Below are 24,488 nucleotides of genomic sequence, written 5' to 3'. Positions count from 1 at the left end.
TCCGGCGCTGCAAGCAGTTGCCGCTTAGGCGCTGAGGCTCTTACGGCCCTTCGCACGACGGCGAGCAAGCACCTGACGGCCGCTTTTGGTGGCCATACGTGCGCGGAAGCCGTGGCGACGCTTGCGGACAAGACGGCTCGGTTGATACGTACGCTTCATTGTTCTTCCCCGCGCGGCTTAAGCGCGGCCCTTGTTCATTTAAATTCTTTGGAGGAAGCACTCGAAGCGCTCAGCCAGCGCAGCTCCTAAAAAGCCTTGGGTCCGAATGCATGTCCCGATCGAGCGCGCTTATAAGCGTCATGGTACGTGAAGTCAACTTATGTCGCCGAGATTCTCGCTTTCCTGGCCAATCACACACAGGTGACCACAAGCACTGTCAGTCTCACTTATCAGTGAAACCAACTTCTTTTTACACCGTTTAAGGTACACCTGACTTAAGACATCGGCACACATACCGGTCAAAAGCGGCGGAAGTAGGGATAATGGAGTGATTGGCCAATGCGCGGCAATGAGGCGGAGGCAATGAACGCATCCGACGAAAACGATAAAAAAGAGATTCCAGTGCAGGGGCGATCGTTTCCGGCAATTGCGAAAAAGTGGGCTCCGCTTGTTGTCTTGTTGTCCCTTATGGCCTTCGCGTTTTCACAAGGTCTGCACAATCATCTGACCCTCTCTGCGCTGATCATGGAGCGGCAGCAGCTTATTTCCCTGGTGGATGCCAATCTTGCAGTGGCCGTCCTTGGTTATATCGCACTCTATGCGGCGGCCGTTGCTTTGTCGTTCCCTGGAGCCTCGCTTTTCACGATTGCGGGTGGATTTCTGTTCGGCTGGATTATCGGAGGCTTGGCAACTGTCTTTGGCGCGACCTTGGGCGCGACCGCGGTCTTTTTGATCGCCCGTTCCTCGGTCGGTGATGTTCTGACACAGCGGGCAGGTCCCTTCCTGACACGGTTGTCCGAAGGGTTCCGGCAAGACGCCTTCAACTATCTCCTTTTCCTCCGCCTGACGCCGATTTTTCCCTTCTGGCTTGTGAACATCGCACCTGCAGTTTTTCAGATGCCTCTGCCGTCTTATGCCCTTGCCACATTTGTTGGCATCATTCCCGGGACATTTGCTTTTGCCTTCATCGGGTCGGGTCTTGATAGCGTCATCGCCGCTCAAGAAGCCGCAAATCCGGGCTGTGCGTCTGCCGGAACCTGCTCCATCGAAGTTTCGGCGCTTGTCACACCACAGTTGATTGCAGCATTTTTTGCTCTTGGTGTTGCAAGTCTGATCCCCGTGATCTTGAAGCGTTTGCGCTTCCGATAATCAAAAAGCCTGCCCTTATCGAACCAACCTGACAGGAGCCGTGCATGGCGAAACTGCTGACCCCAGACATTTGCGTGATTGGTGCTGGATCGGGCGGCTTGTCTGTTGCCGCCGCCGCCGCTGCATTCGGCGTAGACGTCGTCCTGATCGAAAAGGGAAAAATGGGCGGCGATTGCCTGAATTACGGGTGTGTTCCCTCAAAAGCCCTCCTGGCGGCGGGCAAAGCCGCAAAACATGCTCAAGTGGGAGCGGCGTTTGGTACTCATACCAGCGCCGCGGTAATCAACTTTTCTGAAGCAAATGACCATGTCCGAAACGTGATTGCGGCGATCGAGCCGCATGATTCCCAGGAGCGGTTTGAAGGCCTGGGCGTCACCGTGTTGCGGGAGCATGGGCAATTCACGAGCCCGGACTGCGTTTCTGCCGGTAACCATGAGATCAAGGCAAGGCGCTTTGTCATCGCGGCTGGGTCTTCCGCTCTCGTTCCTCCGATCCCCGGGTTGGATGAAGTGCCGTATCTGATCAATGAAACCCTGTTTGATCTGCGAGAAACACCGGAGCACCTCGGCATTATTGGTGGTGGCCCGATTGGCTTGGAGATGGCACAGGCGCATCGCCGTCTTGGGGCAAAGGTGACGGTGTTTGAAGCTCAGACGGCGCTCGGAAAAGATGATCCGGAATTGGCCGGTATCGTCTTGAATGCCTTACAAGATGAGGGGGTTGACGTTCTCCAGAATACGGCCGTCGAAAAGGTCGCGAAAACGGAAGCAGGAATTGCCGTAACGGCGCGCGGCGACGCTGGGAATAAGGTGACCCAAACGGTCAGTCACTTGCTGGTTGCTACTGGTCGAGCGCCCAATGTGGACAGCCTGGGACTGGAGGCGGCGGGCGTCGATTACTCAAAGACAAGCATCGCGGTCGACAAAGGTCTTCGGACCTCAAATCGGAAAGTCTACGCGATTGGCGATATCGCCGGCGGACTTCAATTTACCCATGTCGCCGGGTATCAGGCAGGGCTGGTGATCCGATCCATTTTATTCCGGCTGCCGGTCTCCATGGACTATGATCAGGTGCCTTGGGTCACATACACATCGCCGGAATTGGGGCACGTCGGGCTCGGTGAAGCTGCGGCCCGCGCCCGTTTTGGCGACAAGGTCAGGGTTTTGACGGCAGACTATTCAGGCAACGACCGGGCTCAGGCTGAGGGTGCAACCACGGGGCGCCTGAAATTGATCGCAGGACCTGGCGGCAGGCTTCTCGGCGCTGAGATTGTGGGGGCGCAAGCGGGCGAAATCATTAACCTGTTGTCTTTGGCGCTGTCGAAGAAACTGAAGATGAAAGACCTCGCAGGTTTCATTGCTCCATACCCAACATTGGGTGAGTTGGTGCGCCGTGCAGCGATTTCGTACTATGCTGACATGCCGAAAAGTGCTTGGTTACGTTTCGGAATCGGTATCTTGCGCAAGTTTGGATAAGATGTATTGGGCTGAATGGGCTCTTGCCGTGATGTTTGGACGGAGCTGTCATGAAGCATGAGGGCACTCCTAAGGGGACTGTAACACCGGATGCAAACGGACTGGGTCCGGCCGGAGGCCCGGAACTCGATCCGGGTTTCGGCCGCCATCGTTTTGGCGGCCTGTCCAGCAAACTTCTTCTATTAACAGTCGTGTTCGTCATGATTGCGGAGGTGCTGATTTATGTGCCCTCCATCGCAAACTTCAGAAACACTTGGTTGATGGACCGGCTGACAACGGCAGGTGTTGCCGCATCGGTCCTTGCTGAAACCAACACGCTTGCGCCGCGATTGCAGGAAGAGCTGCTGAGAACGACGGGGGCCGTGGCCATCGCGCTGGATCAGGGTGCGCAGCGCCGGTTGATCGCTATGAGCGATGTGCCGACACAGGTCGATTTCGTTGTGGACATGGCGGAGGTCACCCCTTGGACGTCGATCCTGGGGAGTTTTGCGATCCTGACCTATCGCGGGGACGGCGTCATGCGGGCTGTCGCTGCGGGTCAGATGGGCCATACAGAACGCGTTGACGTTGTCTTTCCGGTCGCGCTTCTCCAGAAGGACATGCTGGCGTTTTCGGGCCGGATCCTGGCGCTCTCTCTGGTGATTTCCGGGATAACCGCAGCGTTGGTGTATATCACTCTGCGCGCGATTTTCATCCGCCCGTTGCGCCGGCTGACGCGCTCCATGGAGCAGTTTGCCGAGAACCCGGAAGATGGATCCCGGATCATAAAGGTGTCCGGGCGGCGCGATGAACTTGGCGATGCGGAAGTTCGCCTGGCGGCGATGGAAGAAGCTCTCTCACGCGCGTTGCATCAAAAACAGCGTCTTGCGGACCTCGGGTTGGCCGTGTCCAAGATCAACCACGATTTGCGCAACTTGCTGGCGTCCGCGCAGCTCTTCCTGGAGCGGCTGGAACATGTGCCCGACCCGACAGTCAACCGGCTGGCACCGAAGATCCTGGCAACACTTGATCGGGCGGTCGGGTATACGCAGGCTGTCATGGCCTATGGCAAGGCCCAGGAGCGGGCCCCGCAAAGGCGACTGATCGCGCTCCGCCGGGTGGGTGAAGATGTCGCTGATGTCCTGGGCCTCGTAGATCACGACACCATTCAGTTCGAAAACCGGATTGGTGAAACACTCGAAGTGGATGCGGATCCCGAACAGATCTTCCGTGTGCTTTTGAACCTGACCCGAAATGCGGTGCAGGCGCTTGAGGCGGAAAAGGACGGGACGCTGGTTCGCCGGATCAGTCTTTCCGCGGAACGCCGCGCGAATTGCGTTCATATTGAAGTCCACGACACCGGACCGGGTATTCCCGAAAACACGCAGAAAGGCCTCTTCAAGGCGTTTCACAGCGGTGCGAAAACAGGTGGCGTCGGCCTCGGACTTGCTATCGTTGCTGAGCTGCTAAGGGCTCATGGCGGCGCGATCGAGCTCGACTGTGACCAGCCGGGAACGTGTTTCAAAATACAGTTGCCGGACCGGACAGCTTGACCGCGGCCAATCTGGTTCAGTGCCGACATGAGCCGACGTACAGCGCGGCCTTCCAGCAGGACATGTGTATAATCACAGCCTTGGTTTCCCGGAAAACTGCGGACGGAAAGACAACTTGGTGTGACTTTCAAAAAAAGTTCAAAAAGGCGCTTGCATCGCCCGCCAGTCCGCAGTAGATAAGCGCCCTGTCCGGGGCACACAGTGTCCTGCAGACCGAACAGCCGACACTGTGGATCGCTTCAAGATCCCAAAGGCAATGTTCTTAAGCACCGGTAGCTCAGCTGGATAGAGCACCAGACTACGAATCTGGGGGTCGGGGGTTCGAATCCTCCCCGGTGCGCCATCACTTGGCATGGTTTCACCTTTTCTGTTTTGCAAAACATGTTCCCAAAACGTTCTTGAACGTTGCAATTGCGTTGTCGGCCATCTGGGATGTGCGGACGAGATACTTGTCCAGTATGTCCTGTGCCCGCTGCAGCGAATGACCGGTGATCGATACGATTTCACCGAGGTTGCAGCCTGCCTGGAACAACATCGTTACTGTCGTCCCACGGATATCGCGGAAGTGTAGGTGCTCAATTCCGGCGTCCTTGCACGTTTTTCCCCATTTAAGGGCGAAGTAGCGCTTCTTGAACGCCTTTCCGGTCTTGGTCGTTAGAATGAGCGTTGATTGTTTTTGCAGATGATCCAGCGTCTCTTTCAGGGCTTTGGTGCACTCAATGGTGATCAAGCGCCCTTCCACTTTGCCTCTACTTGATTTGCCTTGGCGGAACGAGATGCGCTCCCGATCATGATTGTTCCACGCCTGCAGAAGGCGGAATGTGATGCCTATATACGACAGTGGCGCGCTTATGCGTGGCCATTAAGCCGACTTGTCCTGGGAAACGGCACTGGTCTTCCACAGTCAAACGTGATTTGGCGCGATTGTTCAAGAATGGCTCCACGGCGCACCTATTTCTTCGGATGCAAACAGCATGTGGAGCGCGTTATGAATATCATTTTAAATGGCGAGATTGCCGAAATTCCCGAACATTTGACGGACGATATGCTTCTCAATGTTCTGAGAGAGTATTTTGGGCTGGTTGGAGCAAAATTCGGTTGCGGTGCAGGGACATGCGGAGCCTGCACAGTTGTCGTTGACGGCGATGCTATCCGGTCCTGCGTTATGCCGATGAGCGCACTGGAAGGCGCGGAAGTTCGAACCATCGAGGGCGTGTCTAAAGGCGATACGCTCCATCCGGTGCAAGAAGCATGGCTTGAACACGCGGTTCCGCAATGCGGGTATTGTCAGGCCGGACAGATTATGTCGGCGATTTCTCTTCTGGAAAAAACGCCTGCTCCATCTTCCGAACAGATCGATGCGGCGATGGAGGGCAACCTGTGCCGGTGCGGGACCTATGCGCGCATTCGCGCGGCCATTGGCAGCGTGGCAGCATCAGCATGATAAACCGAAGAGCATTTCTAAGAGCCGGCAGTGCCGGGCTTGTCGCGCTGATTGGCGGCGGCGTCGCCGTCTACTCTCAAGTGCCGGTCATTCCGCAGAGGCCGGCTCCCGATCTTGAGACCGCGGCAGGCTGGATCTCATACAATGACGGTGTCTACACGCTCACACTGCCGCGGATCGAGATGGGTCAGAACATTGCCACCGCCATGAAACAGGTTGCCTGCACGGAGCTCAGCGTAGAGTGGGACGACGTCAATGTGGAGCTGCATGATACGGATCGTCCCGGTCTCAAGCCAACGGTGGGAAGCGAGTCCGTACAATTGTTTGCAGAACCTCTGGCGCAGGCTTGTGCCTCACTGCGCGAGGCGATCAATGATGGTCAACGGGCGGGACATGTTCCCGTGACAGCCCGCCCCAAAGATCAACTTCGCATTTTTCAGCCAGGTGCATTTACCGGCGTCCGGCCTCCGATCACGCACGGGCACGCTATCGTGACCGGGCAACCGCTCTACGCCGCAGATGTCCGCCGGCCCGGTCAGTGTTACGGCCGCGTTCTGCGCGCAGATGCCTCGACGGAGATTTTCTCCCGGCCTGTTGGCTGGAACCTCAAAGCGGCCCGCCAGGTTCCCGGTTTCGTACAAATCGTCGAAAATGTGGGGCCTCCGATCGGCAAAGCCGAAGGATTGGGCATCGTCGCCAGTTGGCCGGGCGCGCTCGACCCCATCGCAGATGCCCTTGACGTCGAGTGGTTTGTTGAGGAACCGGATCAAACGATTGACATATATGTTTCAATCGATGTGGATGCACGGCTCTCGAACGGGGCGCTGCCGAAACAGGTGATGAAGGGAATGCCTGAAGACGGGGGGTGGGATATCGATCTGCGCTTTGACATCCCGCTTGCCGCTCACGCTCCGATCGAACCGCGCGCTGCAAATGCGGAGTGGGATGGATCGCGGCTCACCGTGTGGGCAGGCAACCAGGATGTATTTTATATTCGCGATTTCCTGTCCGACGCTTTCGGATTGGATACGGAGCAGATTCGCGTCCAATCATGCCGTATTGGTGGGGCATTCGGTGGAAAGACAATCTGCACGGTTGAGGCGGAAGCTGTTGCTCTGACGATGGCTGCAGGAGCACCGGTCAAGGTGCAATGGACGCGGGGTCAGGAATATGCATTCGGCTTCCACCGGCCACCATCCTCTCACCGGGTCAAGGTCCGATTGAACGGGGACCAGGTTTCGGACTGGTCCCATGACCAAGTTTCCTCTCACATCATGTTTACCTCGGCCGTGCTTCCCAGATGGATGCAGCGGGGCACCGACATGTTCGCTGGCGACGGCGGCGTTGCACGCGGTATGGCCGTGCCATATCGCCTTGGTCGTGCACGCTCGGCGTATGACTTGGTCCGCTTGCCGGTTCATACCGGGCCTTGGCGTGGGTTGGGTGCAGGTACAAATGCACTTGTTACCGAAAGCGCCATCGATGAGGCTGCACGTATCGCCAGCATGGATCCGCTGGCATTCCGTCTCGCACATATCGACGACCCAAGGCTTACAGCAGTGCTCCGTGAAGTCGGGGAACTAAGCGACTGGGCCAACTTAGAGCAAGCCGAAGTCCGCGGAGACAAGCGCATTGGCCGGGGTGTTGCTTGCGGGGTTTACAAAGGGGCGTCGTATGCGGCGACGATTGCCGAGGTCGAAGTTGCGCCTGATGGCTCAGTGCGTGTCTCCCATCTTTGGTGCACGCATGAATGTGGCCTTGTTATCAATCCGGATCAGATCAAGGCTCAATGCGAGGGCAACCTGGTGTGGAGCATGGGCATCGTGTTGACGGACACGTTGCCGATTGAACGGGGGCGGGTGATCGCCGAAACGTTTCCGGATGCACCGATCCCTAAAATATCGGAGATGCCGGAAGTAACCATCCACCTTCTGGACAACAACAATCCGCCGGCAGGCGCTGGCGAAACAGTCATCGTCTCCGGTCCCGGTGCCATTGCAAATGCGGTTCGTGCGGCAACGGGGATCCGCCCGGTCCAATTTCCAATACGCCCAAAAACTTTCATCGAGCGCTCCGCTTCGGCATTTCAGGCGGACACGCGATGAGAGAAATGACGCATTTCGCCGCCGAGTGGCTCCGAAATCCGGCACGCATGGGAGCGGTTGCCCCTTCAAGTGCCGGATTGGCCAGAACGATCACCGATGGATTAAGCCGCGACAGTGGGCCGGTTGTCGAGCTTGGGCCGGGAACCGGCGTGTTCACAGAAAGGATGTTTGCTCTCGGAGTTCAAGGTGCTCAGCTTGCCGCCGTGGAGGCAAATCATGCGCTCGCCGCCCTACTTGCAGAGCGGTATCCTGGTGTAACAATCCGCCAAGGCGACGCCGCAAGAGTGCGCTCGCTCGTGCCCTTTGATCCAGGAACTGTTCAGACCGTAATATGCGGTCTTCCCCTGCTGTCGATGCCGTTTGCGCATGTGTTTCGTATATTGCGCAACAGTTTCGACTTGTTGACCGCAAATGGTGAGTTCCGGCTCTTCACCTATGGCCCGACTTGCCCGGTCCCGCACGGGATCCAGGAGCGGCTAGGGTTGCGGTCGGAGATGCATGATTTCGTGGTGCGCAACCTGCCTCCGGCAACAGTGTATAGTCTGCGCAGGGAAGGACGTTGAATGGTGGCCGATGTCAACGGAGATGATTTCGCCTCTGCGGTGATGATGCGCTTGATCGCCCTCGGTATGGAAAAACAAGGGCTTTCCCCCGCGGCTGCAGGTGCGCGTGGTGCCCATGTCGCGCGGAGCGCCAAAAGTGCTGCATTGAACGACTTGGCGGCGCAGCATGGTCCGCTGACCATCCTTCGGCTGGCGGACGCTGTCCATGACCTTCCCCCGGAACCCGTCGCGGTCGCGCTGAAAAAAGCAGTGGGTTTGGAGGACTTTCTGCAGCGCTGGCATCGTGTCGAAACCTTCAGCCATTCGAGCAACCGCGTGCTTGTGGAGCCTCTGGATCCAATTGGCTACAGTCTGCACCACGTCAGCAAAACAAGGTCTTCCACGCCAACGCTTGCCGAGAGTTTGCTCGTGATTGCAGTTGTGACTGTGCTGGCGGAAATCGCAAGCGACCATGGCCTGGTGCTGGAGACCGACCGAGGGCAACTGCTGCGTGAAAACGCGAGTTGGCGCGGTCTTGAGACGCTGGACTGGTCCGAGAAGTTCTATCTGATCCAGACTTCACAACAAATGCGCGAACAACCCGTGCTGGAGGTGACCGACTCGGACCTTGTCGAGAGGACCAAGGGCATTGTCGCTCAGGACCTGGCAAGACGCTGGTCTGTTCAAATTCTCTCAGAGATGTTGGCAATTTCCAAACGGACTTTGCAGCGCAGGCTTGCAGAAAAGGGTGTCAGCGTTTCGCAGCTGATCATGGACGCGCGGCTAGAAGCCGCTGCCGCCTTGTTGTGTGAGAGCGATGGACCTGGTCTTGGGGCCATCGGATTTCTGACCGGTTTCGCTGATCAGGCGCACTTCTCCCGGTCTTTTGCCGAGCATGTTGGAATACCGCCGCAGGATTACCGAAAACGTTTCGGTCATTAAGCGTCGTGTCTGATCGCATCCGCTCTGTCACGATGGGAATGCTCTGTCTGTTATTCTTTCAGATGGATGGTCAAAACTCAGCAGTTCGTCGTTGCTGAGTTTCTAGGCGGGCAGGGTGGTGACTCTAGACGCCGGCCTCAACCCAGTGAGATGGCCGGTTTCGTCTATTGGGTCGCGTCGCGCCTTGGTTGGATCTCAGTCTGGGGCCCGGGTCCTAAGCGCGCGGCACGAGTGCATCGCGCAAGGATCGGTTCAAGACCTGTTCTCCGCGCAGGTCTAAACCAGAGTGCAAATCGATGATGTGGCTCTTCTGGACCTGTTCGGCCTCGGCCCCGTCCCGTTTTTCAAATGCGTCCAAGAGGGCATGATGTGAATGGCTTTCACAGGCGGTGTCTGACCTCTTCCAATAAAGCGCAATGATAAGTGACGATCGGGAAATCAATGACCGAACCATGCCAGTGAATATCCGATGATCGGCGATTTCTGCGATTGCCGTATGAAACGAACCCGACAGCATCAGCGCACGACCCATATCTGCGGCGTGGATGGCTGCGTGTTCCGCGTCCAGATGTGCTTTCAGATCTGCCAGCTGTGTTTCCGTAATTGCATCGGCGGCAAGGCGCGCAACTGCAGGCTCGATCAGGGCCCTGGCCTGAAACACTTCGTGGGCTTCCCGTATGGTCGGTTTAGCAACGTAAGCGCCTCGGTTCTTGATCATGCTGATCAGACCGGAATGCGCCAGGGCTTGCAGGGCCGCCCTGACGACAGTGCGGCTTGCCCCGTAGATTTCGCCGACCTCATCTTCAGATAGTTTTACGCCAGGAGCCAGCTTGTGCTCCAAAATCGCAGCCTGAATGTTGAGGCAAATTTCCAGTGTCCGCCCCGGGGGCAGCGCAAATACCTCATGCAAGGTCGTTTGGGATGTATCGGAAGCGGTCACAGAAATCGTCATGTTTGTGTTGCCCGGTGCGGCATTTGGTTGACCTTACCTGTTCAGGTCGGACACAGCAATCGCAGACTGTATACAATATTTAATCATAACGTATTTTATTTGACTGATAATTGTGCACATTTTTGATGCCGTTTTATCCCCTCGCGGTCAAAGTATGACAGAAACCGCAGAAATCCGCTGATATCCATCCTTGGCACGCCGTTTGCGTGGACAGGTCTCCAATCGCAATGTGTGAAGGAGATCCTCGCAAATGGCACAATCCCTGGAGCTGGAACTGGCCGCTGTCACCAAGGCCTATGGTGCCACGATTGCGGTTGATGCCATCGATCACAAGTTTTCCGCGGGGTCCTACTCGTGCCTGCTTGGCCCCTCTGGATGCGGAAAGTCTTCAACGTTGCGCATGATCGCCGGCCATGAAGGCGTCTCAGCCGGCGATATCATCTTTGGTGGTACGAATGTCACCGACCTGCCTCCGGCAAAACGGGGCACGGCTATGATGTTTCAGAACTATGCGCTTTTCCCGCATTTGTCGGTCCTCGACAATGTCGGTTTTTCCCAAAAGATGCGCGGCGTAGGTCTGGCAGAGCGCAACAAGAAGGCCCTCCAGTTGCTGGAACTGGTCGATATGGCAGATTATGCGGCGCGCCTGCCGGCCCAGCTATCTGGTGGTCAGCAGCAGCGGGTTGCCCTTGCCCGCGCCCTCATCACCGAACCCTCGGTTCTTCTGCTCGATGAGCCTTTGTCAGCGCTTGATCCGTTTTTGAGGATCAAGATGAGGCTTGAGCTGAAACGGCTGCAGCGAGAGCTCGGAATTTCCTTCATTCATGTCACTCACAGTCAGGATGAGGCGCTTGCGCTTGCCGATGACATTATCGTCATGAACAACGGCAGGATCGAACAGGCAGGCAGTCCACGAGCTGTCTTCAATACGCCGACCACTGAATTTGTCGCCAGGTTTATCGGTGGCCACAACGTGCTTCGGCACCAGAATGCACGCATCGCCTTGAGAGTGGACAGATTACAGGTCCTCAAATCGGCCCCGCAGGAAGCTGATCACCTCACAGCCAGCGTGGTGGATGTCGAGTATCTCGGATCAACCGTCAATCTGGCGCTCGATGCAGGCGGTGCCGGAGATCTCACGGCCGCTCTGAGCGAAGAAACGTTCTTTCAAGACCCTATCGAAATCGGGACAACCGTCTTCCTCAAATGGAAGCCGGAAGATGTTCACCAATTGGCCGCCTGACGGTTGCCGATCACGCCCTTCTTGAAAAGGGCCAACACGACTCCAAGAGGGGTAACAGGAGTAGGACCATGACAGACAGACTGGACAAAAAAGGTATCAGCCGGCGGAGCCTTCTCAAAGGGGGCGCAGCTGCAACAGGCGCGGCGCTTGGCTCTGGAGCGATCACCGGGTTCCCAACCATCTGGGCGCAGAACATTAAGGACGTCACGCTCCGCCAGTTCGGAACCGGCGTTTCCAACCTCAACGAGGTTGCTGCAAAAGTTAAGGAAGACCTCGGTTTTACTTTGGAAATGACGGCGCTGGACAGTGATGCCGTCACCCAGCGCGCAGCCACACAGCCGGACAGCTTCGACATCGCCGACATTGAATACTGGATCTGCAAAAAGGTCTGGCCGACTGGCAACCTCCAGGCGATGGACACGTCAAAAATCAAAAACTACGACAAGATCGTCGGCATTTTCCGAAACGGGAAACTGACGCCGGAAAGCACGATCGCGCAAGGCACAGCGCCGCATACGGTCGGTTTTGTGGAAGGTGTTGACGGCAAAACGTTCGTCGACAACGAAAGCGGCTGGATGACGCTGATCCCGACCATCTACAACGCCGATACCCTGGGCATTCGCCCTGACCTGATCGGCCGGCCGATCTCAAACTGGTCTGAGCTGCTCAATCCGGAATTCAAAGGCAAGGCATCGATCCTCGATATCTCGTCGATCGGCATCATGGACATGGCAATGGTTGTGGAGTCCATGGGGGAATACAAATACCCGGACAAGGGCAACATGACCAAGGAAGAGATCGATCTGACCCTTGGTATCTTCACCGAAGCCAAGAAAAATGGTCAGTTCCGGGCCTTCTGGAAGACATTCGACGAAAGCGTCAACCTTATGGCATCGGGTGAAGTCGTCATCCAGTCCATGTGGTCTCCGGCCATCACCGCTGTTCGCTCACAGGGTATTCCCTGTGTCTATCAGCCGCTTGAAGAAGGCTACCGCAGCTGGGGCGGCGGCATCGGTCTGTCCAAGAGCCTCAGCGGTCTCGAGCTCGATGCAGCCTACGAATACATCAACTGGTATCTCGATGGCTGGGTCGGCGGCTTTCTCATGCGCCAGGGCTATTACTCAGCAGTTCCGGAAACGTCGAAGAACTTCATGTCCGACGACGAGTGGGGCTTCTGGTTTGAAGGTAAGGCTGCCGAAGGCGACATCACAAACCCGTTTGGAACGGTCATGGAAAAGGCCGGAGCAGTTCGCGATGGCGGGTCGTTCTACGACCGCATGGGGGCTGTTGCCTGCTGGAACGCGGTCATGGACGAGAACCAGTACATGGTCCGCAAGTGGAACGAGTTCATCGCGTCCTAAGCCTGTTTCCAAAATCGGTGCCCGGGGTTCCCCGGGCACTTCCTGTGATGTTTAACGGACAAAGGCTCCATGACGGACCAAAGCCATCTATTTCTTCATTCCCGGACAGCGGCAACCGCGGGCAAACAGGCGAGGCCGTCGTTTCAGTGGAGTCGTTTGCCAAACAATCTAACTGGTTGGCTGCTGTCACTGCCGCTCACAGTCATTTTGTTTTTTTTCCTGGTTCTTCCGATTTGCATGATTGTTGTCGTCAGCTTTTGGGGGGCGACCGAGTTTTCGATCTATCCGGCGTTCCAGTTTGACAATTACGAGTTCCTGCTGACATCGCCGGTCACCTATCAAGTGTTCTGGAACACCCTCAAATATGCCTTGATTACCTGGTTTTTCACATTGGTAATCGGCTTCACCGTTGCCTACTTCCTGGCATTCCATGTGCGCTCATTAACTTGGCAGATCGTGCTGTTTCTGCTTTGCACGATCCCGTTTTGGACATCCAACATCATCCGCATGATTTCCTGGATCCCCTTTCTGGGGCGGAACGGGATTGCCAACTCCACCTTGATGTCTGTGGGCGTCATCGATGAGCCATTGGAATGGCTGCTTTTTTCAGATTTCTCGGTGATCCTGGCCTTCGTTCACCTGTACACGTTGTTCATGGTTGTGCCGATCTTCAACACCATGATGCGGATTGACACATCTCTGATCGAAGCGGCGCGGGACGCCGGCGCGTCGGGTTATCAGACCCTTACGAACGTCATTATCCCGCTCACCAAACCCGGAATCATGATCGGGTCCATTTTCGTGATCACGCTTGTGATGGGAGACTTCATCACAGTCCGATTCATGTCCGGCAGCCAGAAGGCAAATGTCGGCCGTCTGATTTCCAATGACATCGCGCTTTTGCAGTATCCGTCAGCCGCTGCAACCGCAGTGATCCTTCTCATCACGGTGCTTTTGGTGATTTCGATCCTGCTGCGCTTTGTCGACATTCGAAAGGAGCTGTGATCCATGGAAAAACGCAGCCGATCCTTTTATGTACTCGCCACGTTCTTTGCGCTGTTCCTGGTGTTTCTTTATGGTCCAACGCTCACCATCGGCATTCTGAGTTTTCAAGGTCCTGGCGGTGGTTTGACCTTTCCGATGCGCGGCGTGTCGATCCATTGGTTCCGCGATCTGTTTGAACAGCAGGCTGTTGGAGACATCTGGGGCAGCTTCTTCCGGTCCATCACGCTTGGGCTGATGGTGATGGTGACGACGGTGATTGTCTCGGTGATGGGTGGATTGGCATTCCGCAAACGCTTTGCTGGCTCAAGCGTTCTCTTTTATCTGATCATCACGTCCCTGGTGATCCCATCCATTCTGATCTCCCTTGGCGTAGGTCTGATTTTCTCCCAAGCCAGGTTGGCTGTGCATTGGTCGACATCCGGATATGGATCTCAACTCACCTGGACCCTGCCGTTCGGGCTGCTCATCATGTTTGCGGTCTTCAACCGCTTCGACAAATCGTATGAGGAAGCTGCGCGGGATCTAGGTGCGTCTGCCTGGCAGACCATCCGCTACGTGGTGTTGCCGATCATCGCCCCGATGCTCATTGGCGTGGCGCTTTTCGGTTTCACCCTGTCCTACGACGAATTTGCCCGCACGCTTCTCACCGCGGGCAGCTACAACACGCTGCCCCTTGAAATCTACGGAATGACGACGAACGTCACGACACCTGTCATCTTCGCGCTGGGAACGCTGACAACACTGTTCTCCTTCGGAATCATCGGGATCTTTTTGACAGTCGTATTGCTGATCAACCGGCGGCGATCCAGGCACGGATCGGATGCCGGTAAAGGCATGGTCTAGTGGCAGTGACCCGATGACACATCACCACATACTCGTCATCAATCCGAACACGACGGTTTCGATGACTGAAAAGATTGCCGTGGCCGCCCGTCAGGCCGCTTCCCCGGCAACCAGAATTACGGCCGTCAACCCTGCGGAAGGTCCAAAGGTCATCCAGGGGCCAGATGATGGCGCCGCCGCACTGCCAGGACTGTTTGATCTCTTTGACCGGACACTGCAGGCCAATTCGAAGATTACCGCCGTTATCATCGCCTGCTTTGACGACACCGGTTTGTTTGAGTTGAAAAAACGATCACCGGTACCGGTGATTGGGATCGGTGAGGCTGCCTATCACCTGGCCTCTATCACCGCGCTGAAATTCTCCGTTGTGACAACTCTTTCCGTTTCTATTCCCGTTCTGGAGGATAACCTCCGCCGCCTCGGACTTGCCAAACGATGTGCGAAAGTCCGGGCTTCCGAGGTGCCTGTTCTGGCACTAGAAGACCCGGCTAGCGATGCCCGTCAACGGATAGAACACGAGATAGAGACCGCACTGGAAGAGGATGATATCGGCGCTATCGCACTGGGGTGCGCCGGAATGGCTGACCTTGCAAAAGATCTGTCGAGGCGCTTCAGAGTTCCGGTCATCGACGGTGTGGCGTCTGCGGTGAAGCTGTCGGAGATCATCGTTCGCTAGGTGTACGGAGCACAAATGAATATCTGAAACAGGCCGTACCGATTTGGTTCGCACAACCGCGCTTCATTATGACGGCTCGACCCTAATCTACCTCACTCAGCGGCAGGATAGGACGAGAAGACCTCAAACGATCCATTCCGCAAAACCAAAAGGACGTCGTAGGCTTCCCGTTCTGTCTCAGGCCCCATTCCCGGTGATCCGTAGGGCATTCCCGGGACGGACAGGCCAACCGCATCCGGCCGGTCCGCTATTAGGCGCCGTACATCGCGGGCTGGTACGTGGCCCTCGACAACATATCCATCGATGAGCGCGGTGTGGCAGCTGGCAAGCTGAGTGGGGATGCCCCGTGTGACCTTTTCCCGTGCAAGTAGGCCCGGTGGAATGTCCTCGGCCGTGATGGAAAACCCTTCTGATCGCATGATATCGATCCAGGCGTTGCAGCAGCCGCAGCCGCGAGACTTGAGAACATGGATTGCGGGGGTGCCGGTCGAGCTTGCAAAGCTTGGTGTGGCAACGCAAAGAGAGAGCACACCTTGCAGCAGAGCTCGTCTGTCGATTTTCATCATTTTTCTCCCTGCCAGTCGATCGTTTGATCTGTCTGATTTTCTTCTAGTCTTGCAAACGCGGGGGGGGGCATTTCCGGTCAAAATGCCAGCCTCCACCACCAAGGCAAATCGATGAAAAAGATGAGCCCCGCAAGAAACACGGCCGCCAAGATTGCGAGGCCGGAAAGGATCGCGATTGTTTCCAGGGCCATCTCAGAAAAATCAGATGTCCGAATGGGTGGTTTTTTTGCGGCGGGCCAGTTCGCCTCGTGAAAATCCCCCTCGGCCCGCGCTGTTGCCGGGCTGTTGGGCCGCATATTTTGAGCACTGGCCGCAGTGTCCTGAAGGGTAACTTCTTCTGAAAGGGGCTGACACTCTGGGGCGGTGCACGAGGATGTATTTGAAGAGGCACCGAATGCCGGCAGTGACTGGGTCCACCTGGACCAGACAAGCAGGGCCAATGCCAGGATGATCAGCAGACCGGTAGCCTCGAAATATAGGGGCGGGCCGTGCGGTCCGCTCAGGGCCTCCGGAAAGAGACCCGGCCCGATCGCAGTCACCAGGGTAAAGATATAGGTGCCCAAAGCGGCCAGTCCGATCCCATACCTGAAAACCTGGGTGCGCCATGCCTTCTCGGGCCAATAGCCCAGGAAAGTCCGGCAAATGATCCAAATCGCAATGGGTGTGAGGACAACGAGTTCTGCCCAATGAAGCAAAGCTGGTCCGAGTGCTTCAACGGCCATTGAGCCCGCAAGGTCGCCCAGGCCGAGCAGGACGGCTCCAAAAAGGATTGCGATTTTCCATCCCCGGTCATTGGCAGTCTCATGCCCTCGAAAGTCTTTAGATATGTGACTCACCGGTTCCGTTTCCATCTCGTCTGCCATAGGCAATATTTCTCAATTCGGCGTGTGGTCTAGTTCGGCGAGGTGATCGTTGTAACGGTCGCTGTCACCAAGAAGATTGAGATCACCAACACTGCCTCCAGGCGGATGGATGTTTTCAAACGAGGCAGGGCCTGCGGATTACCAGCCAGCAGCGCGGGCGTGAGGCGCAACTTGTTCAATGCTGCAAAAGCAATCACCGCGGCGAACAAGGCGAGCTTTAGCAAAAACAACTGGCCATAGGGGGCTGTGAAAGCCTGCGGTGTCGTGACCCCAAACAGCCCCAGCAGTATTCCGCCCGCGATTACGAGCAGCCAGACACTCCACAAAGCCTTCTTGCCAAACTCCTCCGCAATCTCTCCGGTCGTCTCCGAGGCGTTTCTGTTCGTCGAGCGGAGCAATGGCCCAAAGACGCCAAGCCAAAAAGCCAGGCAAATCATGTGAAGAGTGATCAAGGTGCCGAGCAGAAGACGTGGTTCCTCCAGCGTATGTCCACGAAACGCAAAAGACAGGCAAGCAACAAGGGCTCCGCCGAGAGCAATTTGAAGACCGAAGCGGGACTTGAAGATGACGCCCAGGATAAGGATTAAACCAACAAGCCGCACGAGCACGCTGCCGCCGAGGGGACTGTCCGCGACCAGCTCCAGAAGCATGGGATCAAACGCACCGTCAAGCGTGCCGCCCATCAGGAAACTGGCGCGGAGCGGGATCCGCAACAATGTCGCCACCGCGGCAATCAGGGCCATTGCGCCTGCGACGCGTGCAAGGTATGTCCGGTCATCTTCGGTCAAGGACCTCAGCACGACAGATACGAGGACGCTTCCGGCCGCCAGCAGCGTGGCCGCCGATGCCAGGGTCTTGATAGCGATTGAGGTCAGGATCTGGGCGTCTATCGCCGCCAATGCTGCAAGCATGACCCGTCAGTTCCCGACCGAAAACGTGAAGGATCCATCCATTGCATGTCCGTCTTCGGCCAGACCCCGCCAATTTACGGTGTAGGAACCATTGGGGAGCGCGGCTGGAACGGCCTGAAAGGTTTTCGATGGTGCCATGTTGTCTGTGCGGGTGACTGGATAGTCAGTGCCGTCCTTGCCGGTCACCTGAATCAGCGTGATGCGCATCGGCGCATCAAAGGTCATCACGATGGCATCCGGCGACTGCGCGACGGTCGATCCATCAGCGGGGCTTGTCGTTTCCTTGGAGGAGTGCGCAAGGGCCGATGTGGCGACTGCGGTCCCAAAGGTTACTGCCAGCGCCAGACGCTTGAACTTGGTCATCATGTTGTTTCCTCGTCTCATTCATCAATTTTGTGCGGTCAGCAGGGGGATTTGTCGATCCCCAAGGGTCTGTCCCCTTCTGCAATGGACGTTTGTTCAGGGGAGGGAGCAGGTACAATTGCGGCAATTCGGTAACTGCCGGTCTCGCCCATTGTTAGCATAAGGGTAGCCGATGACCCGGACTGGATCCCGGATGCAATCTTCGCGTAGGGCGCGAGCGGCAGATCCATGGTCATGGCCGGCCAACCAATCCGGTCATTGGCTTCATGGCTGATGTTTACGACACCTTCGGACATGGCATTGATCACGCCCTCAAGATGGAGTGCGCCGACAATCTGCGCCCCCGCATTTTGCAGGCTTTCATGGTCCATTTCGTAAGAGGCCTTCTGTGTATCAAACACGGCATTTGCGGGAGTGAGCGTCAACAGCATCAACAGACCAGCAAAAGCTGTCGAGGCGGTGATGGGGAACGATATCATATTGACGAGACTTCTTCTTTTGTGCGGTCATTCTAAGGAGGTGGCGCGCCGCAGCCCGGCGGCACAGTCCGGGCTGCATTGCTTCTGCAAGATGATTAGTTCGGCATGATTGCGCTGATCGCGTAAAGGCCATCATCGCCTTTCACCAGCATCAATGTGACGCTGTCTCCGGCGCTGACATCCCCCATCATTTGAGCACTTTCCAGCAGCGGCAGATCCATGGTCATGGCCGGCCAGCCGATTTCTGGGATCGGATCGTGGCTGACATTTGCCGTGCCGTCGCCAATCGAGTTGACAACCGCCTCTGTGTGGACGGCGCCTTCCATCTGCCCGGCGTTCATGGGCATGTTGGAGTGATCCATACCTGAATGATTTGCGCCATGTTTGGCGTCCGCAAATGCCATCGGGGCGGTGCTGACCGTCAAAAGTCCGGCGAGTGCGAGGGTTTTGATCAGATTCATGGAGTTTCCTTTCTCTGCTTTGAAAAATGATCGAAGAGTTATTCTGCCGGCACGGCTGTGCCGGTTTCCGGTGCGCTTGCCGCCAGCTCACGATTGACGCGGCCGAGTGCAAGACGCTTCCAGATCACGAAGATTGCGGGGATGACGAAGAGCGTCAGGAGCGTGGCGGTGGCCATGCCGCCGACCATCGGGGCTGCGATCCGCTGCATGATTTCCGAACCTGTTCCGTCCCCGTACATGATCGGGATGAGGCCGGCGAAGATCGTTGCCACGGTCATCACCTTCGGCCGGACACGCAAGAGCGCCCCTTCAAAGACGACATCTTCGACATCCTGAACGGTCATGCTACGGACGGCTGATGCTGCTGCTTTCTTGCGCTTGTCCCATGCCAGGTTGAGGTAAAGCAGCATGACGATGGCCGTCTCAACGGCGACACCGGCAAGCGCAATGAACCCGACAATCACCGCGACCGACATGTCGAAGTCGAGGTACCACAAGAACCAGACACCGCCTGCAAGAGCCACGGGTAGGGCCGCGAGAATGATCCCGACCTCGATCACCCGGTTGAACGCCATGAACAGCATCAAGGTGATGATCAAAAGGGTGGCCGGGGCCACCAGCTTGAGACGCTCCTGCATGCGCTGGATGTATTCATACTGGCCGGACCAGGCGATGGAGTAGCCGGCCGGTAGCTGCACGTTGTTGGCCACCACCTGCCGGGCCTCGGCAACATAACCGCCGAGGTCCCGTCCAGCGATGTCGATGAAGACGAAGCCGGTCCTTCGGGCGTTTTCCGAGCGGATCATTCCCGGACCGTCGACGATCTTGATCTCCGCCAGGGCGCCGAGCGGGATATGTGCGCCCGACGGCGTGACCACAGGCAGGTCTCTCAAACGTTCCGGACTGTTGCGCCAGTCCTGGGGGTAGCGCAGGTTGATCGGAAACCGTTCCATCCCTTCCACGGATTCGGACACCTGCATGCCTCCGATCGCGGTCTGCACCACGTCCTGAATGTCGCGCACGCTCATCATGAAGCGCGCAGCGGCATCGCGGTTAACATCAATCTCGATGAACCGGCCCCCTTGCGGGCGTTCAGCATAGGCGGAGGCCGTTCCCTCAATGCCCGCAACAACGGCCTCGATCTCAATACCGATCTCTTCGATGACCTTGAGATCCGTTCCGGTGATCTTGACGCCAACCGGCGTCTTGATGCCGGTGGCCAGCATGTCGATCCGATTCTTGATCGGCTGGATCCAGACGTTAGTGACACCGGGGATCTGAACCGCCTTGTCCAATTCGTTCCGGATGCCGTCCATGGTCATGCCAGGCCGCCACTCGGACTGCGGCTTCAACTGGATGGTCGTCTCGATCATGGTGAGCGGTGCCGGATCGGTCGCCGTTTCCGCACGTCCCAGTTTGCCGTGGACCGTCAGGACCTCCGGAACTGTTGCAATCAAACGATCCGACTGTTGCAGAACCTCCCGAGCCTTGCCGATGGAGACACCCGGATAAAGCGTTGGCATGTAAAGGAAATCTCCCTCGTTCAGCTCGGGCATGAACTCCGTGCCGATCCGCTGCAGCGGCCACCACATGGAGGCGACGAGCGCAGCCGCCAGAAGCGTGGTCGCCCAGGGCCAGGCAACGGCGGCATCCAGAAACGGCCGATAGAGCCAGATCACCAGCCGGTTCAACGGGTTCTTGTTCTCGGGGAGAATACGGCCGCGAACGAAGTAGCCCATCAGAACGGGAACGAGCGTAATCGACAGGATCGCCGCGGCCGCCATGGCGTAGGTTTTTGTAAACGCCAGCGGTTTGAACAGCCGGCCTTCCTGGCTTTCCAGAACGAAAACCGGCAGAAAACTAACCGTGATGATGGCGAGGGAAAAGAAAAGGGCAGGTCCGACTTCCGAAGCGCATTCGCCAACGATCCGCCAGCGGTTTTCATTGGTCAGTTTCTCGTTTTCAAGTCGCCGGTGCATCGCCTCGATCATGACGATGGCCGCATCCACCATCGCCCCGATGGCGATCGCGATGCCACCAAGCGACATGATGTTCGCATTCACACCTTGCAGCTTCATGATGATGAAGGCTGCCGCAATGCCGAGCGGGAGGGAGACAAGAATGACCAGCGACGACCTCAGATGCAGCAAAAAGGCAGCACAGACCAGAACGACGACGATGAACTCTTCCGTCAGTTTTTTCTGCAGATTGTCGATCGCCCGTTCGATCACGCCGGACCGGTCATAGGTGGTCACGATCTCAACGCCCTCCGGCAGACTGCCGCGAAGGTCGTAGATCCGGGCCTCGACCGCCTTGATGGTCGCCAGTGCATTGCCGCCCCAGCGCAGAATGACGACACCGCCGACCGCATCGCCTTCACCGTCCAGTTCGCCGACACCCCGGCGCATTTCCGGACCGAGACGAATTTCGGCAACATCGCCGAGTGTCAGGGCGGCGCCCCGGTCGTTGACCATCAAGGGCGCTTTCGCGAGGTCCTGCAGTTCATCGACATAGCCTGTGGAGCGGACCATGAACTCCGCTTCACCCATTTCGATCACGCTGCCGCCCGTTTCCCGGTTGGCCGCCTGGATCGCGCCGCGGATCTGGGCAAGAGTGATGTCATAGGCCCTGAGCTTGTTCGGATCGACGACGACCTGGTACTGCTTGACCATGCCGCCAATGGTGGCGACCTCCGACACACCGTCGACGGTTTGTAACTCGTATTTCAGGAACCAGTCCTGAAGGGCCCGCAGCTGGGACAGGTCATGAGTACCGGTCCGGTCGATCAGGGCGTACTGGTAAATCCAGCCAACGCCGGTGGCATCGGGGCCGAGCTGCGGGGAGACACCTTCGGGCAGGTTCGCGGTGATCTGGCCAAGATATTCCAGGACCCGGGTTCTGGCCCAGTAAAGGTCCGTGCCGTCCTCGAATACAATATAGACATAGCTGTCACCGAAGAAGGAAAACCCACGCACATCGCTGGCCCCCGGGACCGCAAGCATGGCAGACGCGAGCGGAAAGGTGATCTGATCTTCCACGACTTGCGGAGCCTGTCCCGGATAGGGCGTGCGGACGATCACCTGGACATCTGACAAGTCCGGGATCGCATCAACCGGGGTTTCACGAACGGCCCAGACACCGGCGACCGCCATCATGGCGGCAAGAGCCAGAAGAATGATCCGGTTTGCGAGGGAGGCGCGAATAATGGCGGCAATCATCACATGGCCCCCTCAGAACGCGTTCCGGTCAACGTCATGGAGAAGTCCGGGTTTCGCCGAAGCAACAAGACCACTTCCCGTTTCAATGGGAGTTCGCTTAGCTCAAGCGCCGGATCCAGCGTGAAGTCCATTGTCATGCCCGGCATGCCAATCTCCGTCATCGGACCATGCGTGATGTTCGCTGTCTTGGCGTCCGCGTTGACCGCGTTGATGGTACCGCGCACTTCCATGGGCGGGGAAACCGGGGCCGCTTTTGCAAGAACCATGGTCATGCCGTCCGGACGGTCGAAGGTCAGGGTTGTCTCGGTCCCAAGCGGCAATGTTTCCAGATCAAGCGCCGGATCCATGTCGAAGGCCATGGTCATGCCCGGCATTCCTATTTCCGCAATGGGGCCATGGGTAATGGTGGCCTTTCCCGCGTCCGGATCGATGGCGTCGATCTTGCCGGAAACGACAATCGGGGGGGCGGCGTCGGAGGTCTCCGTTTCCGCCTCATCGTTTGTCCCGGATATCTTCGCACTCCCGGCTTCACGAACAGCGACCACAGAAAACATCCCGCCGTCATCCTTGGAGAGGTCAAATTCGACCGGCACGTCCAGGGGAACCGTCGCGGGATCCAGATCAGCAACCTCGAGATCCATTTTCATCGCAGGCCATCCAAGCTCCGGGATCGGTCCGTGATCGAGGGTCAGTTTGCCGTCCGCCGTTACCGCCAGAACCGTGCCTGTTCCGGTTGCCGCGATCCCGTCGTCACTGCCCAACTGCGTGAGCCCGAGAAGGCCGTCCGCGCCCCGGACCGCCCGGAACGCGACCGTCTGCCCGCCGGTCAACCGATCAAGAGACATGCCGGCTTGAACGGGAAAGGTGGAGGTCATCGCCGGCCAATCGAGGCTTTCCAATGCGTCGTGGCGAATGGTGGCCATGCGGGTCGCACGATTGAGCGCGATCAGCTCACCCGTTCCGCGGGCCGGAGCCTCATCTGTTGGGGCCATGCGCATCAAACCGGCGCTGAGCGCGCTTTCGCTGTCGATCAGGAACTGGGCGGAGGCCACCACTTCCTCTCCGGGCGCCAGCCCCTGAACGATTTCGGTGCGTCCTCCGTCTCCAAAATCGTCGCGCAAGCCCGTCGTGATCAAACGCGGTTTGAAGGTCCCTTCCGCCACCTTTATGATGACGCGTTCCGCAGCCCCGGTCCGGATCACGGCTTCTGTCGGAACGGTTACCGCTGTCCGTGTTTCCTGCGGAATCAGCGTGACATTGCCGAACATATTGGGGCGCAGCTGGCCGTCGGAATTGTCGAACCGAAGGCGAACGGGCAGTGTCCGCGTTTTCGCATCCAGTTCCGGGTAGATGTAGTCGATAGCACCTTCGAAGGTTTGGCCGGGCAGATGCTCGAAGCGGGCAATGGCCCGCATGTCTTTTGAAAGCCGGGCAATGTCACGTTCAAACACATCGACAATCAGCCAAACCTCGGTCAGATCGGTGATCGACATCGCCTGGGTTCCAGGTTGCAGGAACATGCCGTCAGCGGCATTCAGCGCAATCACCACGCCATCGCGTGGCGCAACAACCTGAATACTGCGCGCAACCTCACCGGTTCGTTCGATTTCGGCAATTTGGAGCTCCGAAGCTCCGTGACTGCGCAACTTGTTGCGGGCGGCCTCCAAGGATAGGCCGTTGCCGTTTTCCAAAGATCGAAGGAAGTCAAAACTCGCAACGCCGAACTCCGGAGAGAACAGTTCGAAGAGGATCTCGCCCTTCTTCACCTGGTCGCCGACGGCACGCACATTCAGGGTTTCGATCCAGCCATCAACCCGCGTGTGGACATGGCTGGTGAGGTGTTCGTCATATCCGACAAACCCCACCGTTTCGATTTTCTGCGAGATCTCGCCAACCCGCGCCAGGGCTGTTCGCACACCGATCGCATTGATTTCGGTGGCTGACAGCTGGACTTCGGCGGGGTCGCCGGACGGTTCCTGACCCGCATAAACGGGGATGAGGTCCATGCCCATAGGGGATTTGCCAGGGCCCGGCTGGCGGAAGTTCGGATCCATTGGGGCAACCCAATAGAGGATGTCGTCTTCGCCGGACGCAAGATCGCCGGCGGGATTTAGATAAAGTCGCTCAAGAAACACCCCACCGGCCGTGCCTGCAGCAAGGGCCAGGATGCTGAGCGCGGCATAGCGTCCACGCATGATA

The 24,488-nt window shown here is 57.4% G+C and carries 23 protein-coding genes and 1 tRNA gene; 13 read left to right on the top strand and 11 right to left on the bottom strand.

Translation table 11 applies throughout. The features are described from left to right. Window positions 1–24 precede the first annotated feature (24 nt). The gene (gene rpmH / locus ACQY4Z_RS08895; protein WP_081450549.1) at window positions 25–159 is read right to left on the bottom strand and encodes a 50S ribosomal protein L34; all 135 of its coding nucleotides are present in this window, start codon (window positions 157–159) and stop codon (window positions 25–27) included. Between the two features lie 363 nt (window positions 160–522). Between rpmH and ACQY4Z_RS08890 the strand changes: the two genes are divergently transcribed. From ACQY4Z_RS08890 to ACQY4Z_RS08875, 4 genes are all read left to right on the top strand, one after another. Further along, a complete protein-coding gene (locus ACQY4Z_RS08890; protein WP_428528522.1) occupies window positions 523–1,308 on the top strand; it encodes a TVP38/TMEM64 family protein in 786 nt (261 codons plus the stop codon). 44 nt (window positions 1,309–1,352) lie between these two features. Further along, window positions 1,353–2,783, top strand: a complete 1,431-nt coding sequence (locus tag ACQY4Z_RS08885) for a dihydrolipoyl dehydrogenase family protein (RefSeq protein WP_428528520.1) — start codon at window positions 1,353–1,355, stop codon at window positions 2,781–2,783. A 50-nt stretch (window positions 2,784–2,833) separates the two neighbouring features. After that, window positions 2,834–4,315: an ATP-binding protein gene (locus ACQY4Z_RS08880; RefSeq protein ID WP_428528518.1), complete on the top strand. Its 1,482-nt coding sequence runs from the start codon at window positions 2,834–2,836 to the stop codon at window positions 4,313–4,315. Between the two features lie 266 nt (window positions 4,316–4,581). Further along, window positions 4,582–4,658 (top strand) — tRNA-Arg (locus tag ACQY4Z_RS08875). 15 nt (window positions 4,659–4,673) lie between these two features. Here the strand turns inward: ACQY4Z_RS08875 and ACQY4Z_RS08870 are convergent. Next, the gene (locus ACQY4Z_RS08870) at window positions 4,674–5,045 is read right to left on the bottom strand and encodes a tyrosine-type recombinase/integrase (protein WP_428528516.1); all 372 of its coding nucleotides are present in this window, start codon (window positions 5,043–5,045) and stop codon (window positions 4,674–4,676) included. Between the two features lie 258 nt (window positions 5,046–5,303). On the opposite strand from ACQY4Z_RS08870, the gene ACQY4Z_RS08865 reads away from it, so the two are divergent. The 4 genes from ACQY4Z_RS08865 to ACQY4Z_RS08850 are packed head-to-tail and all read left to right on the top strand — an operon-like array spanning window position 5,304 to window position 9,348. Beyond that, a complete protein-coding gene (locus tag ACQY4Z_RS08865; protein WP_428528514.1) occupies window positions 5,304–5,759 on the top strand; it encodes a (2Fe-2S)-binding protein in 456 nt (151 codons plus the stop codon). After that, the gene (locus tag ACQY4Z_RS08860) at window positions 5,756–7,864 is read left to right on the top strand and encodes a molybdopterin cofactor-binding domain-containing protein (protein ID WP_428528512.1); all 2,109 of its coding nucleotides are present in this window, start codon (window positions 5,756–5,758) and stop codon (window positions 7,862–7,864) included. The genes ACQY4Z_RS08865 and ACQY4Z_RS08860 overlap by 4 nt, the downstream gene beginning before the upstream one ends. Further along, the gene (locus tag ACQY4Z_RS08855) at window positions 7,861–8,427 is read left to right on the top strand and encodes a class I SAM-dependent methyltransferase (RefSeq protein WP_428528510.1); all 567 of its coding nucleotides are present in this window, start codon (window positions 7,861–7,863) and stop codon (window positions 8,425–8,427) included. Before ACQY4Z_RS08860 ends, ACQY4Z_RS08855 begins: the two co-directional genes overlap by 4 nt. Then, complete coding sequence (locus ACQY4Z_RS08850; protein WP_428528508.1) at window positions 8,428–9,348, top strand: helix-turn-helix transcriptional regulator; 921 nt, start codon at window positions 8,428–8,430, stop codon at window positions 9,346–9,348. 214 nt (window positions 9,349–9,562) lie between these two features. Here ACQY4Z_RS08850 and ACQY4Z_RS08845 read toward each other — a convergent pair whose 3' ends face one another. After that, window positions 9,563–10,300 carry a GntR family transcriptional regulator gene (locus tag ACQY4Z_RS08845; protein WP_428528506.1) on the bottom strand — a complete coding sequence of 246 codons (738 nt, stop codon included), beginning with the start codon at window positions 10,298–10,300 and terminating at the stop codon, window positions 9,563–9,565. A gap of 250 nt (window positions 10,301–10,550) precedes the next feature. Between ACQY4Z_RS08845 and ACQY4Z_RS08840 the strand changes: the two genes are divergently transcribed. The 5 genes from ACQY4Z_RS08840 (at window position 10,551) to ACQY4Z_RS08820 (ending at window position 15,428) form a co-directional block, all read left to right on the top strand. Further along, complete coding sequence (locus ACQY4Z_RS08840) at window positions 10,551–11,543, top strand: ABC transporter ATP-binding protein (protein WP_428528504.1); 993 nt, start codon at window positions 10,551–10,553, stop codon at window positions 11,541–11,543. A 68-nt stretch (window positions 11,544–11,611) separates the two neighbouring features. Then, complete coding sequence (locus ACQY4Z_RS08835; RefSeq protein ID WP_428528502.1) at window positions 11,612–12,904, top strand: ABC transporter substrate-binding protein; 1,293 nt, start codon at window positions 11,612–11,614, stop codon at window positions 12,902–12,904. Window positions 12,905–12,973: 69 nt separating this feature from the next. After that, window positions 12,974–13,909, top strand: a complete 936-nt coding sequence (locus ACQY4Z_RS08830) for an ABC transporter permease (protein ID WP_428528500.1) — start codon at window positions 12,974–12,976, stop codon at window positions 13,907–13,909. Window positions 13,910–13,912: 3 nt separating this feature from the next. Beyond that, window positions 13,913–14,752: an ABC transporter permease gene (locus ACQY4Z_RS08825; RefSeq protein ID WP_428528498.1), complete on the top strand. Its 840-nt coding sequence runs from the start codon at window positions 13,913–13,915 to the stop codon at window positions 14,750–14,752. A gap of 13 nt (window positions 14,753–14,765) precedes the next feature. Next, complete coding sequence (locus ACQY4Z_RS08820; protein WP_428528496.1) at window positions 14,766–15,428, top strand: aspartate/glutamate racemase family protein; 663 nt, start codon at window positions 14,766–14,768, stop codon at window positions 15,426–15,428. Window positions 15,429–15,520: 92 nt separating this feature from the next. Here ACQY4Z_RS08820 and ACQY4Z_RS08815 read toward each other — a convergent pair whose 3' ends face one another. The 8 genes from ACQY4Z_RS08815 to ACQY4Z_RS08780 form a co-directional block, all read right to left on the bottom strand. After that, window positions 15,521–15,994, bottom strand: a complete 474-nt coding sequence (locus ACQY4Z_RS08815; protein WP_428528494.1) for a DUF411 domain-containing protein — start codon at window positions 15,992–15,994, stop codon at window positions 15,521–15,523. Window positions 15,995–16,071: 77 nt separating this feature from the next. Then, window positions 16,072–16,830, bottom strand: coding sequence for a hypothetical protein (locus ACQY4Z_RS08810; protein WP_428528492.1), 759 nt, complete (start codon window positions 16,828–16,830; stop codon window positions 16,072–16,074). Between the two features lie 56 nt (window positions 16,831–16,886). Beyond that, a complete protein-coding gene (locus tag ACQY4Z_RS08805) occupies window positions 16,887–17,768 on the bottom strand; it encodes a copper resistance D family protein (RefSeq protein ID WP_428528490.1) in 882 nt (293 codons plus the stop codon). A gap of 6 nt (window positions 17,769–17,774) precedes the next feature. After that, window positions 17,775–18,134: a copper resistance CopC family protein gene (locus tag ACQY4Z_RS08800; protein ID WP_428528488.1), complete on the bottom strand. Its 360-nt coding sequence runs from the start codon at window positions 18,132–18,134 to the stop codon at window positions 17,775–17,777. Between the two features lie 35 nt (window positions 18,135–18,169). Next, complete coding sequence (locus tag ACQY4Z_RS08795) at window positions 18,170–18,610, bottom strand: copper-binding protein (protein ID WP_428528486.1); 441 nt, start codon at window positions 18,608–18,610, stop codon at window positions 18,170–18,172. Window positions 18,611–18,705: 95 nt separating this feature from the next. Further along, a complete protein-coding gene (locus tag ACQY4Z_RS08790) occupies window positions 18,706–19,071 on the bottom strand; it encodes a copper-binding protein (RefSeq protein WP_428528484.1) in 366 nt (121 codons plus the stop codon). Between the two features lie 38 nt (window positions 19,072–19,109). Beyond that, the gene (locus ACQY4Z_RS08785; protein WP_428528482.1) at window positions 19,110–22,289 is read right to left on the bottom strand and encodes an efflux RND transporter permease subunit; all 3,180 of its coding nucleotides are present in this window, start codon (window positions 22,287–22,289) and stop codon (window positions 19,110–19,112) included. Beyond that, the gene (locus ACQY4Z_RS08780; protein WP_428528480.1) at window positions 22,289–24,484 is read right to left on the bottom strand and encodes an efflux RND transporter periplasmic adaptor subunit; all 2,196 of its coding nucleotides are present in this window, start codon (window positions 24,482–24,484) and stop codon (window positions 22,289–22,291) included. The genes ACQY4Z_RS08785 and ACQY4Z_RS08780 overlap by 1 nt, the downstream gene beginning before the upstream one ends. Window positions 24,485–24,488: the final 4 nt, after the last annotated feature.

Origin of the sequence: Roseibium sp. (assembly GCF_965276855.1) — a bacterium.
Classification (GTDB): domain Bacteria; phylum Pseudomonadota; class Alphaproteobacteria; order Rhizobiales; family Stappiaceae; genus Roseibium.
The sequence above is the reverse complement of the archived record's forward strand: the minus strand, read 5'-3'. Positions and strand labels throughout refer to the sequence as shown.